This is a genomic window from Clostridioides sp. ES-S-0190-01 (assembly GCF_020658275.1).
Lineage (GTDB): Bacteria > Bacillota > Clostridia > Peptostreptococcales > Peptostreptococcaceae > Clostridioides.
The window spans coordinates 75,745-90,333 of sequence record NZ_JACVWA010000016.1; the positions used below are offsets into that span (position 1 = coordinate 75,745).

The following is a 14,589-nucleotide window of genomic DNA, read 5'->3' on the forward strand; positions in this document are numbered from 1 at the left end:
TAAAAATCATAATATAGGTTTTGTATACAAAAAAATAAGTTATAAATAGTATTTAAAATACTATCTATAACTTAAGTTCATAATATAAACGATTAATTTTCTATACTAAACCTTCTTTAACTAAGAATGAATGAGCAACCTCTTCTGGTGATTTTCCAAGCTCATCAACTTGATAGTTAAGTTCTCTCATAGTTTCTTCATTTATTTTTTCTGAAAGCATATTCATCACTTTTTCTAACTCAGGATATTTCTTAAGAGTATCTTGTCTCACTAATGGAGCCGCATAATATGGAACAAAGAAGTTTTTGTCATCTTCTAATATCTTAAGATTAAACTTCTTAATAAGACCATCAGTTAAAAACGCATCTACAACTTGAGATTCATTATTATCTAAAGCTGTATATCTTAAACTTCCATTCATAGCTTTTACATCTTTGAATTTTAGACCATAATCTCTAGAAATACCTACAAAACCATCTTCTCTATTTTCAAACTCTAAAGTTGGTGAGAAAGTAAAGTCACTACTATATTTAGTTAAATCAGAAATAGTGTTTATTCCATATTTCTCAGCAGTTTTAGGCATCATGGCTAATGTATAAGTATTGTTAAATCCAATAGGGTCAAGTAAAGTTAATTGATTCTCTTTTTCCATAGTATCTTTAACAACTTTATATGCTTCATCAGCATCTTTAATTGGAGCATGCTTCATTACATTTACTAAAAGTGTACCTGTATAATCTACATACATATCAAGTTCACCAGATTTAATAGCATTAAATGCAACAGATGAACCACCTAGATTTAAATTCTTTTTAACATTAAGGTCTGTATTTTTCTCTATCAATTCAGCATAAACATTACCAAGAATAAGTTGTTCTGTATAATCTTTTGAACCTATAGTTATTGTCTCTTTTTTGCTTGAAAAACTTGAACCAAAAGTAACAAATAACATTGCAATAATTATTATAGCAGATACTACTTTAAGCCCTATATAATTTTTCTTTGGAGCCTTTGGATTTAAGCCTTTTGGAGTAACTGCAACTTCAATCTTACTAAATAAATAATCAACTAGCAATGCAATTATACATGATGGAATTGCTCCTGCTAAAATCATATTGTTATTTACAGTTTGTACACCTGAAAATACTAAATATCCCAGACCACCAGCACCTATAAATGCTGCAAGAGTCATAAGACCAACCGCTGTAACAGCAGAAATTCTAACCCCACCCATTATTATAGGCAAAGCTAAAGGAAACTGTATTTTAAATAAAGTTTGGTTTCTTGTAAGACCAATACCTTTAGCCGATTCTAATACTACTGGGTCAATACTTGTTATACCTATATACGTGTTCTTTACAATTGGTAATAATGAATATACTACTACCATAAATATTGCTGGTTTGCTTCCTATACCAAGTACTGGTACAAGAAGACCCAAAAGTGCCATTGATGGAACTGCTTGAACTAAGTTTACAAATCCAAGCACAATTTTTCTAAGAGATGGTATTCTTGAAATAATTATTCCTAGAGGAACACCCACTAGTATAGCTATCAAAATAGATGTAACAGTTAAGCTCATATGTTGTATCAAAAGCTCTATAATCTTATCTTTTTGCAATAGTATAAAATTAAAAAAATTATCCAAGGACACTCACCTCCATCTCTAGGAATTGCTCACTTAAAACAGAAAGTAAACTACTTCTAGTAATCAGTCCTACTAATTTATTTTCACTTGAAACAACTGGAATATATCCAACTGAATTACAGTTCATTATATTTAGTATTTCTACTAAATTATCACCTTCATTTACATGCAAAGGCTCTCTTGACATAATATCACCAAGCAATGTCGATTTATCATGACGGTCTTTCATATCTTTTACAGTGACAATACCTTTTAGTGTTCTAGCTCTATCTATGATTAGTAAACTATCAACCTTACTCGTTCTCATAATTTCTATACCTTGAGTTACAGTTCTTGTTGAATTAACAGCAATAGGATTTTTTATCATAATATCTTTTGCTTTTATATATTCTGGATTATCCCAAACTCTATCTTCTCCAATAAAGTCTTTTACAAAATCATTTGCTGGATTTCTAAGTATGTTCTCTGGAGTATCATACTGCGCTATTCTTCCATCTTTCATAATACAAATCTTATCAGCTATCTTTAAAGCTTCATCCATATCATGAGTTACAAATATTATAGTTTTTTTCAGTTCATCTTGAAGAGAAAATAATTGTTCTTGTAAAGATGTTCTTGTTATTGGGTCTAAAGCACTAAAAGGCTCATCCATTAATATTATTTCAGCATCAGTTGCAATGGCTCTTGCAACACCAATTCTTTGCTGTTGACCCCCACTAAGCTCTGAAGGATACTTATTTAAAAAATCATCACTATCAAGACCTACCATTTCAAGTAATTGTAAAGTTCTTGCCTCAATTTCTTCAACTGACTTTTCCTTTTTTAAACGTGGAATTAACTCTATATTCTCTTTTATTGTAAGATGAGGAAATAGACCTGTGTTCTGTATAACATATCCTATTTTCCTTCTAAGTTCTATTTCATTTTCTTGAGAAATTGGTTTACCATTAATATATATTTCACCAGATGTAGGTTTTATTAATTTGTTTATAAGCTTCAAAGTAGTAGTTTTCCCACAACCACTTGAGCCAATTAAAACTACCAATGTGCCTGTTTCGACAGCTAGAGAAATATCATCTAATATTACATTATTTCCCATTTTCTTGGTTACGTTTCTTATCTCTATCATAATTTATCATCCCCTCTTTCGACAAGCAACCCTTGCCAACGCAATAAGTTGTTTTTATAATTATATCACAATATCCCCTTTATGTAAACAAAGTACGACTTTTGGGTTAATACATATTAGTAAACATTACTATAAATATCAAGTATTTGTATACAATACTCAAATTTAAAAGATATAAAAAAAAATAAAAAAATCTTAATAAAACAATACAACACTAGCCTTAATTATATATAATTAAGGCTAGTGTTAATTCATTCATTTAAACAAATAGTCATCGCTGAATACTATCCATATACTCAAATAAAGTAATGTCTTTGTAAGTTTCTTTTTTGTCGCTTAAGTTTGATATTGTAACTCCTAATAGTCTAATTTGTTTTCCATTCATTTCAACATTTCTCAATAAATTGTCAACACCATTTCTTATATCATTATATTCATCAATATAATGTTCTAAACTAAGACTTCTAGTTATCTGTGTAAAATCCTCATACTTAACTTTTAATGTCAACGTCTTTCCAAATTTCTCAGAGTTTTTTAATCTATGGCACACTTCCTCACAAAGTTCATCAAGGATATTACGTGTTTCTTCTTCATCAATATCCAAGTTATGACTTAGTGTAGTCTCTGCTCCAACAGATTTTCTAACTCTATTTGGCTCTACTGGTCTATCATCTATACCCCTTGCAAATTTATATAAGTCATATCCTTTTTTCTTAAATATGTTCTCAAGTTCAAATAAATCTAAACACCTTAAATCATATCCTGTTTTTATCCCTAAATTTTTAAGAGTATTTGAAGTGACTTTTCCAACACCAAAAAATTTATTTACAGGCAATTTATCTAAAAAATCCTGAGCATTTTCTTCATTTATTACAGTCAAACCATTAGGCTTTTTTAAGTCTGATGCTATCTTAGCAAGAAATTTATTATATGAGATACCTGCTGAAGATGTAAGTCCAACTTCCCTAAATATATCTCTTTTAATTTGCTTTGCTATTTCAATTGATGAATCAATATTCTTTTTATTTTTTGTTACATCTAAATATGCTTCATCTAAAGATAGTGGCTCTACTAAATCTGTGTATCTATAAAATATATTTCTTATTTGATTTGATACACTTTTATATACCTCAAATCTAGGTCTTACAAAAACTGCATATGGACATCTATTATAAGCTACAGTGGATGGCATAGCTGAATGTATGCCAAATTTTCTAGCCTCATAAGAACACGTTGCAACTACTCCTCTGCTTTGTGGATTTCCACCAACAACCACAGGTCTACCTTTTAATTTTTTATTGTCTCTTTGTTCTATAGACGCATAAAAAGCATCCATATCTATATGAATTATTTTTCTATAAAATTCCATTCTTATCACCTTAAAGTATAACTAGATTAAATTTATTTACATCACTGTTTTAATTATACCAAACTTATGTTTCTTTATGCTATTTTTTCATCTATTTTATTTATATGTCAATACTTTCTCTTACTAAAACAGTTTATAATCAATTAATTCAATACAATTTATAAAAAATCATAAAAAACACTTGCAAAAACTAGGTAAAAGCTTTACAATAGGTATTCCAAGGAACTAAATTAAAATTCCTTATGGATAACAGTATATATATTAATTTAAATGGGATGTTTTAAAAATAAAAGACTGCCTTATACAAGACAGTCTACTGATTTTATTATAATTGTAATGGACTGCTCAAACTATTACTTTAAAACAGCCCATATTTTTTTGTATAATTATATTTTTAGCTATAGTAAAGATTTTGTGAAGGATACTCTGGGTCACAAGTTACATCTATACCAAGCTTTCTAAATGTTTGTTCATCATCTCTATTTAATATAGTAGTAGAATGTGCTTGACACCCTTTTAATAAAGCTAACTTTTCCATAGCAAATTGTGCAGTTGGATTAGTTACAGCACAAATACTAAGAGCAGTTAAAACCTCTTGACAACTAAGTGAAACATTTCTACTTGCTAAAGTTTTTGTTTTTAAATTTATAATAGGCTCTAATATTACAGGTGATATTAAGTGCATATCATCAGATATATTAGCTAAATGCTTAATTGCATTCAGTACTGCTGCTGCTGTTCCATTCATTAAGTCAGAACCTTTACCAGTTAATATTGTCCCATCTTCTAATTCTAGTGCCACTACAGGACAAGTATCATTTTTATCAGCATTTTCTTTTAACTTATTACTGTAATTTCTAGCAGGTAAAACAACGTTTCTATCTTCTGGCTTTAAATTAAGCTCTTCCATAATCATTTTCATTCTATCATAAGCACCTTTATCAACTTGTCCCTTTTTATACTCACAAGCAGTTTTAAAGTATCTTCTTATAATTTCTTCTATAGAAGCTTTTCTTATTACTTCATCATCTATTATTCCAAAACCAACTCTATTAACACCCATGTCAGTTGGAGATTGGAAAATTGATTCTTTTCCAGTTATTTTTTCTATTATTTTTTTTAGCACTGGGAATAACTCTAAATCTCTATTATAGTTTACTGACATTTCACCATACGTTTCAAGATGGAATGAATCTATCATATTTACGTCTTTTAAATCTACTGTAGCTGCCTCATAAGCTATGTTTAAAGGATGTTTCACAGGTATATTCCAAACTGGGAATGTTTCAAATTTAGAATATCCAACTACATTTCCTCTTTTATTTTCATGGTATAACTGACTTAAACAAGTACCAAGTTTTCCACTATTAGGTCCTGGTGCTGTTACTACTACAATTGGCTTTGTAGTTTCTATATAATCATTTGCTCCATATCCTTCATCACTAACTATAGTTTCAACATCTGAAGGATATCCCTTTGTTGGATAATGTTTATAAACTTTGATTCCTCTACGCTCTAACTTATTTATGAATACAGTCGTTGCAGGTTGTCCCTCAAATCTAGTGATTACTACACTGTTTACATCTAGCTCATAACCTCTTAAATCATCTATTAATCTTAAAACTTCCATATCATAAGTGATACCAAAGTCACCTCTTATTTTATTTCTTTCTATATCTCCTGCATACACACAAATTACAACTTCAACTTTTTCTTTCATATGTTGTAATACTTTTATCTTTGCATTTTCATCAAACCCTGGAAGTACTCTTTTTGCATGAAGGTCTCCCATTAATTTTCCTCCAAACTCCAAATAAAGCTTGTCAAAATTATTTACTCTTTCTAAGATATATTTAGACTGCTCTTCTAAATATTTTTTGTGGTCAAATCCTATTTTCATCTTAACACCTCACTAAATTAAATTTCTTTTTGATAACAGTATATTTATATATATTTTTTTAGTAAAACATCTTATAAAAAAATGTTAATACTTTTTCACTCAAAGTAATATTATACATTTAAGATTAATTTTTTTCAAGATAGTTTTATGGTAAATAAGATATACTTATATTATTAATAAAATAAGAATATTATATTTAAATATATAAAATATAATATTCTCATCTTAACATTAATTTATTTTAATATCTTTATACATGCTTTATTCTAAATTTAAAACTTTCCTAATATCTTCTATACCTTGATAAACTTCTTGTTTAGAAAAATTCATAGCCTCTAATTCTTCATCAGTTTTTTCCATAAGCATAGTATAAAATTCTATTGCTATATACTGCATATTTTCACTATTTACAGTTTTAGCTTTATCAAATAAAATTTCTTCTGCTTCATTCACATTTCCCTGGAAAACTAATCTTTTCAAAGTTATTAATATAACTTCTTCTTCAGTATTATATACTAAATCTTTCTCTTCATATTCACTGTATTTTTTCCCCAATAAGAATCTTGCAACCATCAATTTTATCTCATTGAAAATCTTATCCACTATAGCCATATTTACATCTCCTATAAATAAAATTTATTTTCTTTTTAATTATACCAAACTTTATAGAAAAAATTATTGTATGTAAATAAAATGATGAATAAATAAATTTTAAATAATAAAAAAAAGAAGGTAGCGGGGGATCTCCGACTACCTTCAAACACTAGATTGTGATTGGTTTGGTATTTTGTTTATACCCACCATAAGCTTTTTTAAATCATTTAAATTGATTTTTTTAGCATCCACATCCTCCATCAAAAACGTCACCACATTCGCAAAGTATTAATAATAATATTAAGAAAGGTATCCATGCACATAAGTCCATCTCAGCCCAACAGTCTTGGAATGCTAAGAATAAGAAAAATAATATTATTATCCACCAAGCACATCCGCCAAATCCGCCTTCACCAAAAAATCTATCCAACATAATATGTTACCTCCTAGTTATTTTGTATGTGGAGTTTCAGCTCCTAAAATATACTATGTTTAAGGTCTTATATTTGCTAATGATTTTTTTAAATTTTTTTATACAATTTTTCAGAAAACACTATTGACTTACACTTAATTTATTTCCATCACTATCTATAACTATCTCTCCATTATAAGTAAGAAAAGTTTTTATATCTAATTTTTTTAATATTTCTAATACTTCTTTATCAGGTTCTTTTTTTTGTGAGCAAGTAATAGCAGCATATTTTGGTGAAATAGATTTTAAAAATGCTTCACTTAATTTATCATACCTTCCATGATGAGGAATTTTCACAAAATCGTATTTTAAAGTATTTTCACTTATAAATTCAGCTAAACGTTCTTCTTCTGCATCTCCTGCAAATAAAAAATTGTGTGTGCCATAATTTATACTAGTGATTATTGAGTAATCGTTTGAACTCTCATACTCACTTTTTAAAGCTGGTTGTATGCTTATATTTGCATTATTAACTACAATATTCATTTTTTCTTTCAATATTATGGGCTCTATACCAGTTTTTTTAAGTGAGTTAACATATTCATCATATTGTTTACTGTCTTTTTTATAATTTGCTTGTATTAAATTATTCACTTTAACACTGGACAACACACTATCAACTCCACCTATATGGTCTTTATCTAAATGAGTTAAAATTAGATAATCAAGTGTATTTATTCCTTTTTCTTTTAACTTATTAACTATTTGTTCACCATCTTTATCTTCTCCTGTATCAATCATTATGGCTTTTTTGCCTATCTCAATTAATATGCAATCTGACTTTCCAGTATTTAGTATAGTAGTTTTAAATGCAGTATTTCCTATATCATTTTGAATATTATTTTGACTCATACTATTTTTCTCACTACCTAAATAAGATTTACTTGTTGACTCTGTCTTACCATTAGCAGTTACATTTACTACAATCAATAGAACTGCAATCAAAGATACTGTTGTAATTAAAAACATGATGTCTTTTAATATTATTTTCTTCATCCAAAAGCTCCTATAAATTTTATTTATTACATATTTATAGTATAGCAATGCTGACATAATAAAATACACCTAGAAAAAGGGCAAATTCTAGGCATATTTGTGGCATTAAATATAACAAATAGTTTAGTTTTATAATTGTAACTAAGTATTTTTTAAAATATTAATTAATACTATCTTTCTAAATTTAAATCTTCAAACTCTTTTATTTTATCATTAGATAAAACACTCTTCTTAGTTGACTGTCCATTTTTTCTATCAAAAGTATTTTTAGCTTTTGCACCTGATAAGAACTTACCAGCTCCATTAATACAGCCTTCTTCGCACATCATTCCTTCTATAAAATTACCTTCTAATCTACCTAATTTAGCCATTGTCATTGTTTTCTTAATTTGTCTTGGTCCAGAAACTTTTATAGGCTCAAAATCAAAACTGATACCTTTTTCAGCAATATAATTTTGTATTGATTTTGTGAGCCCACCAGATGCTCCAAATCCTCTTCCAAAAATTGAACCATCATTTATATCATCATTTGAGCATTTTGACAAATCTACATTAAAAGCTTCAAATAATGCCATTAATTCTTCAAAAGTAAGTACATAATCTACTGCATCTTTTAAACATTCCTCAGTTGCCTCACTCTTTTTTGCAGTACATGGACCTATAAATACTACCTTAGCATCAGAATCAAATTTTTTTACGAATCTTCCTGTGGCTACCATAGGTGATACTGTAGAAGATATTTTATCAACTTCATCTGGGAACATCTTCTCTATATACTTAAAGAAGCCAGGACAACATGAATTGGTCATATACTTATCTCCAGATTTTATTCTTTCAATAAATTCATTACTTTCATGAACTGTAACTGCATCTGCTCCACAAGAAGCTTCTATCATATCTATAAATCCTAGTGATTTTACAGCATTTTTTAATTGTCCATATGTAATATTACTATCAATTTGACCTGTTATTGCTGGAGCTACTATAGCATACATATTTTCTTTTCTTGCAAGTTTTTTTGCAACTGGTGCTATCAAACTCTTGTCACATATTGCTCCAAATGGACAGGCTGACATGCATGCACCACAATTTATACAATTATCTTCATGTATCATAGCCTTCATAGTATCCCTGTTAAAATCTAACGCCCCAGTTGGGCATACACTTTTACATGGTCTTACAACTTCTGAGATAGCATCATATTGACATGAACTTTTACACATTCCACAAGCTTTGCATAAATCATGGTTTATATAAGCTCTTCCATTTATATAAGAAATTGCTCCAAACTTACAAGCTTCTTTACATCTATGTGCCAAACACCCTCTACAAAGTTCTGTTACTGTAAATTCATTTATTGGACATCTATCACATGCAGCTTCTACTATATACATAATTTGCTCATTAGAACCTAAATTTACTGAATCTGGATTTATATTTTCATATTTAGCATTTGGTGTCAAACTCAGTGCAAGCTGTGCTCGTTCAAGAACTACCTCTCTCTCTTTATAAACGCAACATCTATATCTTGCTTTCTCTCCTTTAATTATTTCATATGGAATTTTTTCTATATTTTCTTTTGTTAAATTTTCTTCAATTGATAACTTTGCTACAACTGTTAAAACTTCATGTTTTAATCTTTTTAGCTGTGTTTCGAACTCAAACATAAGTACTCCTCCCTATAAATCACCTATTTCACCTATATTTATACTATTATGTATATTGTATTTTTTATTTATTTCCATAAATTATTATAACACAGGCATAGTTTTTGTTAAGTTATATACAAAATATTATATATCTAATTTTTATTTTAAGTACTTAAACATCTTGATATAAATCTAAATAAAAATAGAGTTATCCTAATGTTAAATTACAACTTAGAACAACTCTATTCTCCATCTATATTTTTTATGATTATCTATAGATTTATTTTTCTAGATTTATATCACTAAAATCTTTTATTTTTGTATTTGCTAAAACACTTTTCTTAGTTGATTGAGAATTTTTTCTATCAAATGTAGCTTTAGCTTTTGCTCCTAGTAAGAACTTACCAGAACCATTAATACATCCACCTTCGCACATCATACCTTCTATAAAGTTTCCTTCTAATTTCCCTAAATTAGCCATAGTCATTGTCTTCTTAATCTCTCTTGAACCAGAAATTTTTACAGGTTCGAAATTAACTCCAATACCTTTTTCAGCAAGATAATTTTCTATAGCTTTTGTAAGTCCACCAGCAGCACCAAAGCCTCTTCCAAATATTGATGCATCATCTATATCTTCATTTGAACACTTAGCTAAGTCTATATCAAAGGCTTCAAATAGTGCCATTATTTCTTCAAAAGTTAGTACATAGTCAACAGCTCCTTTTAATTCCTTTTTAGCTGCTTCATTCTTTTTAGCTGTACAAGGACCTATAAATACTACTTTTGCATCAGGTTCATAATTTTTTATAAATCTTCCACTAGCTATCATAGGAGATACAGTAGAAGATATTTTTCCTACAAGGTCTGGGAATGTCTTTTCTATGTAACCAACAAATCCTGGGCAACAAGAGTTTGTCATAAAAGTGTCTCCTTTTTCTATTCTTTCAGCAAACTCTAAACTTTCATGAACTGTAACTGCATCTGCTCCACAAGCTGCCTCTAGTACATCGACAAAACCTAATGATTTTATAGCATTTTTTATTTGACCATATGTAACATTTGCTTCAACTTGACCTGTTATAGCTGGAGCTACTACTGCGTACATTTTTTCTTTTTGTACTAATTTTCTAGCTACTGGAGCTATCAAACTCTTATCAGATATCGCTCCAAATGGGCATGCTGACATACAAGCACCACAGTTTAAACATTTATCTTCATGTATCATAGCTTTCATATTTTCTCTATCAAACCCTAAAGCATTAGTTGGACATACGCTCTTACATGGTCTTACAACCTCTGAGATGGCATCATACTGACAAGCTTTTTTACACATTCCACAAGCCTTACATAATTCATGATTTATATAAGCCATTCCTCCAACATGTGTAATAGCCCCAAATTTACAAGCTTCTTTACATCTATGTGCTAAACAACCTCTACAGATATCAGTTACTGTAAATTCATTTATTGGGCAACTATCACATGCTGCTTCTAAAATATATATTATTTGTTCATCTTCTCCTACATCCATTGTATCTAAATCTATTTTATCTTGACCTGGCAATAGTCCCATACTTACATTTACTCTTTCAGATATTATAGCTCTTTCTTTATAAACACAACATCTGTATGTAGGTTTCTCGCCTTTTATTATTTCATATTGAATATTATCCATTGCTTCTCTTGTAAGGTTATCTTCTTTTCCAAGCCTAGCTATTGCAGTTAAAACATCATGTCTTAATTTGTGTATTTGTGTTTCAAATTGAAACATGTTAATACCACCCCCGTAAATAATTTTATACGGTATTATTATAGCATAATATTTCCTTTTATTAATATATATGTAAAATATTATATATTTAATTTTTATTTTATCGAATTCATATATTGTTTTTTTATTTTACTATATAATAATAGTGATATTTCTGAAATTTCACTATTTTTAAATTTTATTTTTAACCTATTTTATAATATTTTTTATTATTTTTTTAAATTTTATTTTTTATTTTTCAATTTATATATTACATTTTTTGATATTAAATTTACCAGACTCTCTCAGATTTCTATTTTATTTTCTTTCATTATTAATATATTTTTTAATAAATTTTTTTAAATTATAAAATTGATTAACTTTTTTTAAAATTTCAATTGCTTTTTTTTAAAATTTATGCTATATTAATAGAACAGACTTAATTTATTTAGTTTGTATTTTTTAATAAAGCGGAGGTTTTTTTATAATGAAAAACGGAATAGTAAAATGGTTTAATAGTGAAAAAGGATTTGGATTCATATCAGTAGAAGGAGAAGACGATGTTTTTGTACATTTCTCAGCTATACAAACTGATGGATACAAAACTTTAGAAGAAGGCGAAAAGGTTAGCTTTGATATAACTCAAGGTAATAGAGGACCTCAAGCTGAAAACGTAAATAGAATATAATTATTTAATTTAAATATATATATTTTAGAAAAAGGAGCTACATAAGGCTCTTTTTTATTGTTTAAATTTATTGTTTAAAAAATAAAGAAGTTACCTTAAAAAAGTACTAAGCTTAAAACAACTTATTTAAAGTAACTTCTTTATTTTATAGTATATTATTTATACAGACTTCTCTACCTAAATTTACTTGATATTATTAAACATAATTCTCTCAATACTTTGCATGCTATAACTGTTGATACTCCTGTCGTATCATAATCAGGGCTAAGCTCTACAATATCACAACCAACTATATTTATATTAGATTTTTTTATAATCTTAAAAACATCTTGAAATTCTCTATAATTTATACCACCAGGTTCTGGCGTGCCTGTTCCTGGAAATACAGATGCATCCAACACATCTAAATCTATAGTTAAATAAACATTTTTCCCATTCAATTTATTAATTATCTTTTCAAATGTATTTATTCCACCGACTTCCATATAGGTATGTTTTTGTTCTATTGCAAACTTAAATTCTTCTCTTGTTCCAGACCTTATTCCAAATTGAAATATTTTATCATCTCCAACAATATCCCATACTCTTTTAATTACTGTTGCATGAGAATTTTTACTGTTATTATATTCTTCTCTTAAATCTGTGTGAGCATCAAAATGAATTACATACACATCATTATACTTCTCATAAACTGCTTTAAAGGCTGGTAAAGTAACTAGATGTTCTCCACCAATCATAAATGGAATCTTTAAATCTTCAACTATACTAGCAGTTTCATCATATATTTCTTTCAAAACTTGTTCTGTATCTCCAACACTAATTTCCAAATCTCCATAATCACATATATTATAATCTTCTAAATCCAAGTCTAAAAAAGGACTATATGTCTCAAGACCATAAAATTCTTTTCTCATTGAGCTACTTGCAAATCTAGCTCCAGGTCTATTTGAAGTAGTTCCATCAAACCCTACTCCAAACACTATCAGATTTGATTCTTCATAACTTTTATCCATACCCATAAATGTATTTATATGATAGAAATTACTCTTCATTTAGCATCTCCTTTACATATTGAGGTAACATAAATGAACCTAAATGGATATCACTATTATAATACTTCGTTTTTAAATTTAATTTTTCCCAGCCATCTCTATCTTGATTCTTTATTGGGTCTAGTTTTTTTGAAGCAAAGCCAAATAACCAATGTCCAGATGGATATGTTGGTATATGTGCTTGATAAACTTTAGCTATTGGAAATATCCCTTTTAACTTATCGTTGGCTCTTTTCATTTCCTTAGCATTAAACTCGAAATAAGGACTTTCACTTTGATTTACCAAAATTCCATCATCAGTTAGTATTCTATAACAATCTCTATAAAAATCATTTGAAAAAAGTCCTTCTCCTGGTCCTATTGGGTCAGTTGAATCTACTATTATCAGGTCATAAGATTTGTCATAAGCTTCCTTAACAAATTTAACTCCATCTTCAAAATATAAATTTACTCTTTCATCATCTAATTTACATGAACATATATCTATATACTCTTTAGACACATCCACAACCATTTTATCTATTTCAACCATATCAATTTTTTCTATTTTAGGATAACGACTTAACTCTCTTACTGTACCACCATCTCCACCACCTATAACTAAGACTTTTTTAATATTTAGATTTGTAGCCATAGGAACATGAGTTATCATGTCATGATATATAAACTCATCTTTATATGTCACCATCATTAAACCATCTATTGTCAGAAACTTACCAAATTCCTCACTATCAAACACATCTATTCTTTGAAATTCAGATTTTCCTTCAAACAAATGTCTATCTACTTTTATAGAAAATCTTACATTTTTTGTCCATTCCTCTGTATACCAAAGTTCCATATAATAATCCTCACTTTCATTTATCTATTTTACGTTTATACTGCTTCAGGTTTATGAGTGATTTTACCTAAATCTTTTTTTGAATATTTTTTTATTTTTGTTGTCAATCCTCTTGGAATTTCTGTGGACTCACTTCTTTCTGATTTTAGAAGCTGTTCCAATAATTCAAAACTTTTCCATGGGTCTATATCACCACAAGTGAAAAAATCCGCCGCTGCATAACCATATTCAGGCCAAGTATGTATTGTCAAATGAGATTCAGCAATTATTACAGCACCTGAAACCCCCCAAGGATTAAAATGGTGAAATACAGAATCAACAATTGTAGCCTTTGCATTTAATGCTGAATCATTCATAAAATTTTCTATAAGATGTGGGTCTTTAAGTATACTCTCATCACAGTTATAGTATTCTACTAGTATATGTCTTCCTAGTGTTTCAAATTTCATTTCAATCCCAACTCCTTTTACATATTTATATGTACTATTGTATTTATCCAAT

General features: G+C 28.5%; 13 protein-coding genes. 1 reads left to right on the forward strand and 12 read right to left on the reverse strand.

The features are described 5' to 3' along the window. Positions 1-100 precede the first annotated feature (100 nt). From IC214_RS06045 to IC214_RS06085, 9 genes are all read right to left on the reverse strand, one after another. Positions 101-1,648 (reverse strand): glycine betaine ABC transporter substrate-binding protein, encoded by a 1,548-nt coding sequence (locus IC214_RS06045; RefSeq protein WP_227866386.1) that lies wholly within the window; start codon positions 1,646-1,648, stop codon positions 101-103. Next, positions 1,641-2,777 (reverse strand): ABC transporter ATP-binding protein, encoded by a 1,137-nt coding sequence (locus IC214_RS06050; protein ID WP_227436734.1) that lies wholly within the window; start codon positions 2,775-2,777, stop codon positions 1,641-1,643. The genes IC214_RS06045 and IC214_RS06050 overlap by 8 nt, the downstream gene beginning before the upstream one ends. A gap of 271 nt (positions 2,778-3,048) precedes the next feature. Beyond that, positions 3,049-4,146 (reverse strand): DNA polymerase IV, encoded by a 1,098-nt coding sequence (dinB, locus tag IC214_RS06055; RefSeq protein ID WP_227436736.1) that lies wholly within the window; start codon positions 4,144-4,146, stop codon positions 3,049-3,051. Positions 4,147-4,540: 394 nt separating this feature from the next. Continuing rightward, a complete protein-coding gene (locus IC214_RS06060; RefSeq protein WP_227436738.1) occupies positions 4,541-6,046 on the reverse strand; it encodes a DUF1846 domain-containing protein in 1,506 nt (501 codons plus the stop codon). 261 nt (positions 6,047-6,307) lie between these two features. Next, positions 6,308-6,658 carry a DUF6483 family protein gene (locus IC214_RS06065; RefSeq protein WP_227436740.1) on the reverse strand — a complete coding sequence of 117 codons (351 nt, stop codon included), beginning with the start codon at positions 6,656-6,658 and terminating at the stop codon, positions 6,308-6,310. Positions 6,659-6,881: 223 nt separating this feature from the next. Further along, on the reverse strand, positions 6,882-7,073 hold the full coding sequence (locus tag IC214_RS06070) for a hypothetical protein (protein ID WP_003418667.1): 192 nt from the start codon (positions 7,071-7,073) through the stop codon (positions 6,882-6,884). A 120-nt stretch (positions 7,074-7,193) separates the two neighbouring features. After that, positions 7,194-8,108, reverse strand: a complete 915-nt coding sequence (locus IC214_RS06075) for a ComEC/Rec2 family competence protein (RefSeq protein ID WP_227834710.1) — start codon at positions 8,106-8,108, stop codon at positions 7,194-7,196. 170 nt (positions 8,109-8,278) lie between these two features. Beyond that, the gene (locus IC214_RS06080) at positions 8,279-9,775 is read right to left on the reverse strand and encodes a 4Fe-4S dicluster domain-containing protein (protein WP_227436744.1); all 1,497 of its coding nucleotides are present in this window, start codon (positions 9,773-9,775) and stop codon (positions 8,279-8,281) included. Positions 9,776-10,037: 262 nt separating this feature from the next. Then, positions 10,038-11,528: a 4Fe-4S dicluster domain-containing protein gene (locus tag IC214_RS06085; RefSeq protein WP_227866387.1), complete on the reverse strand. Its 1,491-nt coding sequence runs from the start codon at positions 11,526-11,528 to the stop codon at positions 10,038-10,040. A 466-nt stretch (positions 11,529-11,994) separates the two neighbouring features. Here IC214_RS06085 and IC214_RS06090 point away from each other — a divergent pair, with 466 nt between their 5' ends. Next, positions 11,995-12,195 (forward strand): cold-shock protein, encoded by a 201-nt coding sequence (locus IC214_RS06090; RefSeq protein ID WP_227436749.1) that lies wholly within the window; start codon positions 11,995-11,997, stop codon positions 12,193-12,195. 173 nt (positions 12,196-12,368) lie between these two features. Here IC214_RS06090 and speB read toward each other — a convergent pair whose 3' ends face one another. Genes speB through speD form a run of 3 tightly spaced genes read right to left on the reverse strand, consistent with a single transcriptional unit; the run spans position 12,369 to position 14,537 of the window. Then, positions 12,369-13,247, reverse strand: coding sequence for an agmatinase (speB, locus tag IC214_RS06095; protein WP_227436751.1), 879 nt, complete (start codon positions 13,245-13,247; stop codon positions 12,369-12,371). Next, positions 13,237-14,088: a polyamine aminopropyltransferase gene (speE, locus tag IC214_RS06100; RefSeq protein WP_227436752.1), complete on the reverse strand. Its 852-nt coding sequence runs from the start codon at positions 14,086-14,088 to the stop codon at positions 13,237-13,239. Before speE ends, speB begins: the two co-directional genes overlap by 11 nt. Positions 14,089-14,123: 35 nt before the next feature. Further along, positions 14,124-14,537: an adenosylmethionine decarboxylase gene (gene speD, locus IC214_RS06105; RefSeq protein WP_227436754.1), complete on the reverse strand. Its 414-nt coding sequence runs from the start codon at positions 14,535-14,537 to the stop codon at positions 14,124-14,126. Positions 14,538-14,589: the final 52 nt, after the last annotated feature.

What these genes read in the sequence shown, in the direction of transcription:
- IC214_RS06050 (WP_227436734.1), bottom strand. Translation starts at nt 2,777, where the DNA reads ATGATAGAGATAAGAAACGTAACCAAGAAAATGGGAAATAATGTAATA.
- IC214_RS06065 (WP_227436740.1), bottom strand. Translation starts at nt 6,658, where the DNA reads ATGGCTATAGTGGATAAGATTTTCAATGAGATAAAATTGATGGTTGCA.
- speB (WP_227436751.1), bottom strand. Translation starts at nt 13,247, where the DNA reads ATGAAGAGTAATTTCTATCATATAAATACATTTATGGGTATGGATAAA.
- dinB (WP_227436736.1), bottom strand. Translation starts at nt 4,146, where the DNA reads ATGGAATTTTATAGAAAAATAATTCATATAGATATGGATGCTTTTTAT.
- IC214_RS06090 (WP_227436749.1), top strand. Translation starts at nt 11,995, where the DNA reads ATGAAAAACGGAATAGTAAAATGGTTTAATAGTGAAAAAGGATTTGGA.
- IC214_RS06080 (WP_227436744.1), bottom strand. Translation starts at nt 9,775, where the DNA reads ATGTTTGAGTTCGAAACACAGCTAAAAAGATTAAAACATGAAGTTTTA.
- speD (WP_227436754.1), bottom strand. Translation starts at nt 14,537, where the DNA reads ATGAAATTTGAAACACTAGGAAGACATATACTAGTAGAATACTATAAC.
- IC214_RS06075 (WP_227834710.1), bottom strand. Translation starts at nt 8,108, where the DNA reads ATGAAGAAAATAATATTAAAAGACATCATGTTTTTAATTACAACAGTA.
- IC214_RS06060 (WP_227436738.1), bottom strand. Translation starts at nt 6,046, where the DNA reads ATGAAAATAGGATTTGACCACAAAAAATATTTAGAAGAGCAGTCTAAA.
- speE (WP_227436752.1), bottom strand. Translation starts at nt 14,088, where the DNA reads ATGGAACTTTGGTATACAGAGGAATGGACAAAAAATGTAAGATTTTCT.
- IC214_RS06070 (WP_003418667.1), bottom strand. Translation starts at nt 7,073, where the DNA reads ATGTTGGATAGATTTTTTGGTGAAGGCGGATTTGGCGGATGTGCTTGG.
- IC214_RS06085 (WP_227866387.1), bottom strand. Translation starts at nt 11,528, where the DNA reads ATGTTTCAATTTGAAACACAAATACACAAATTAAGACATGATGTTTTA.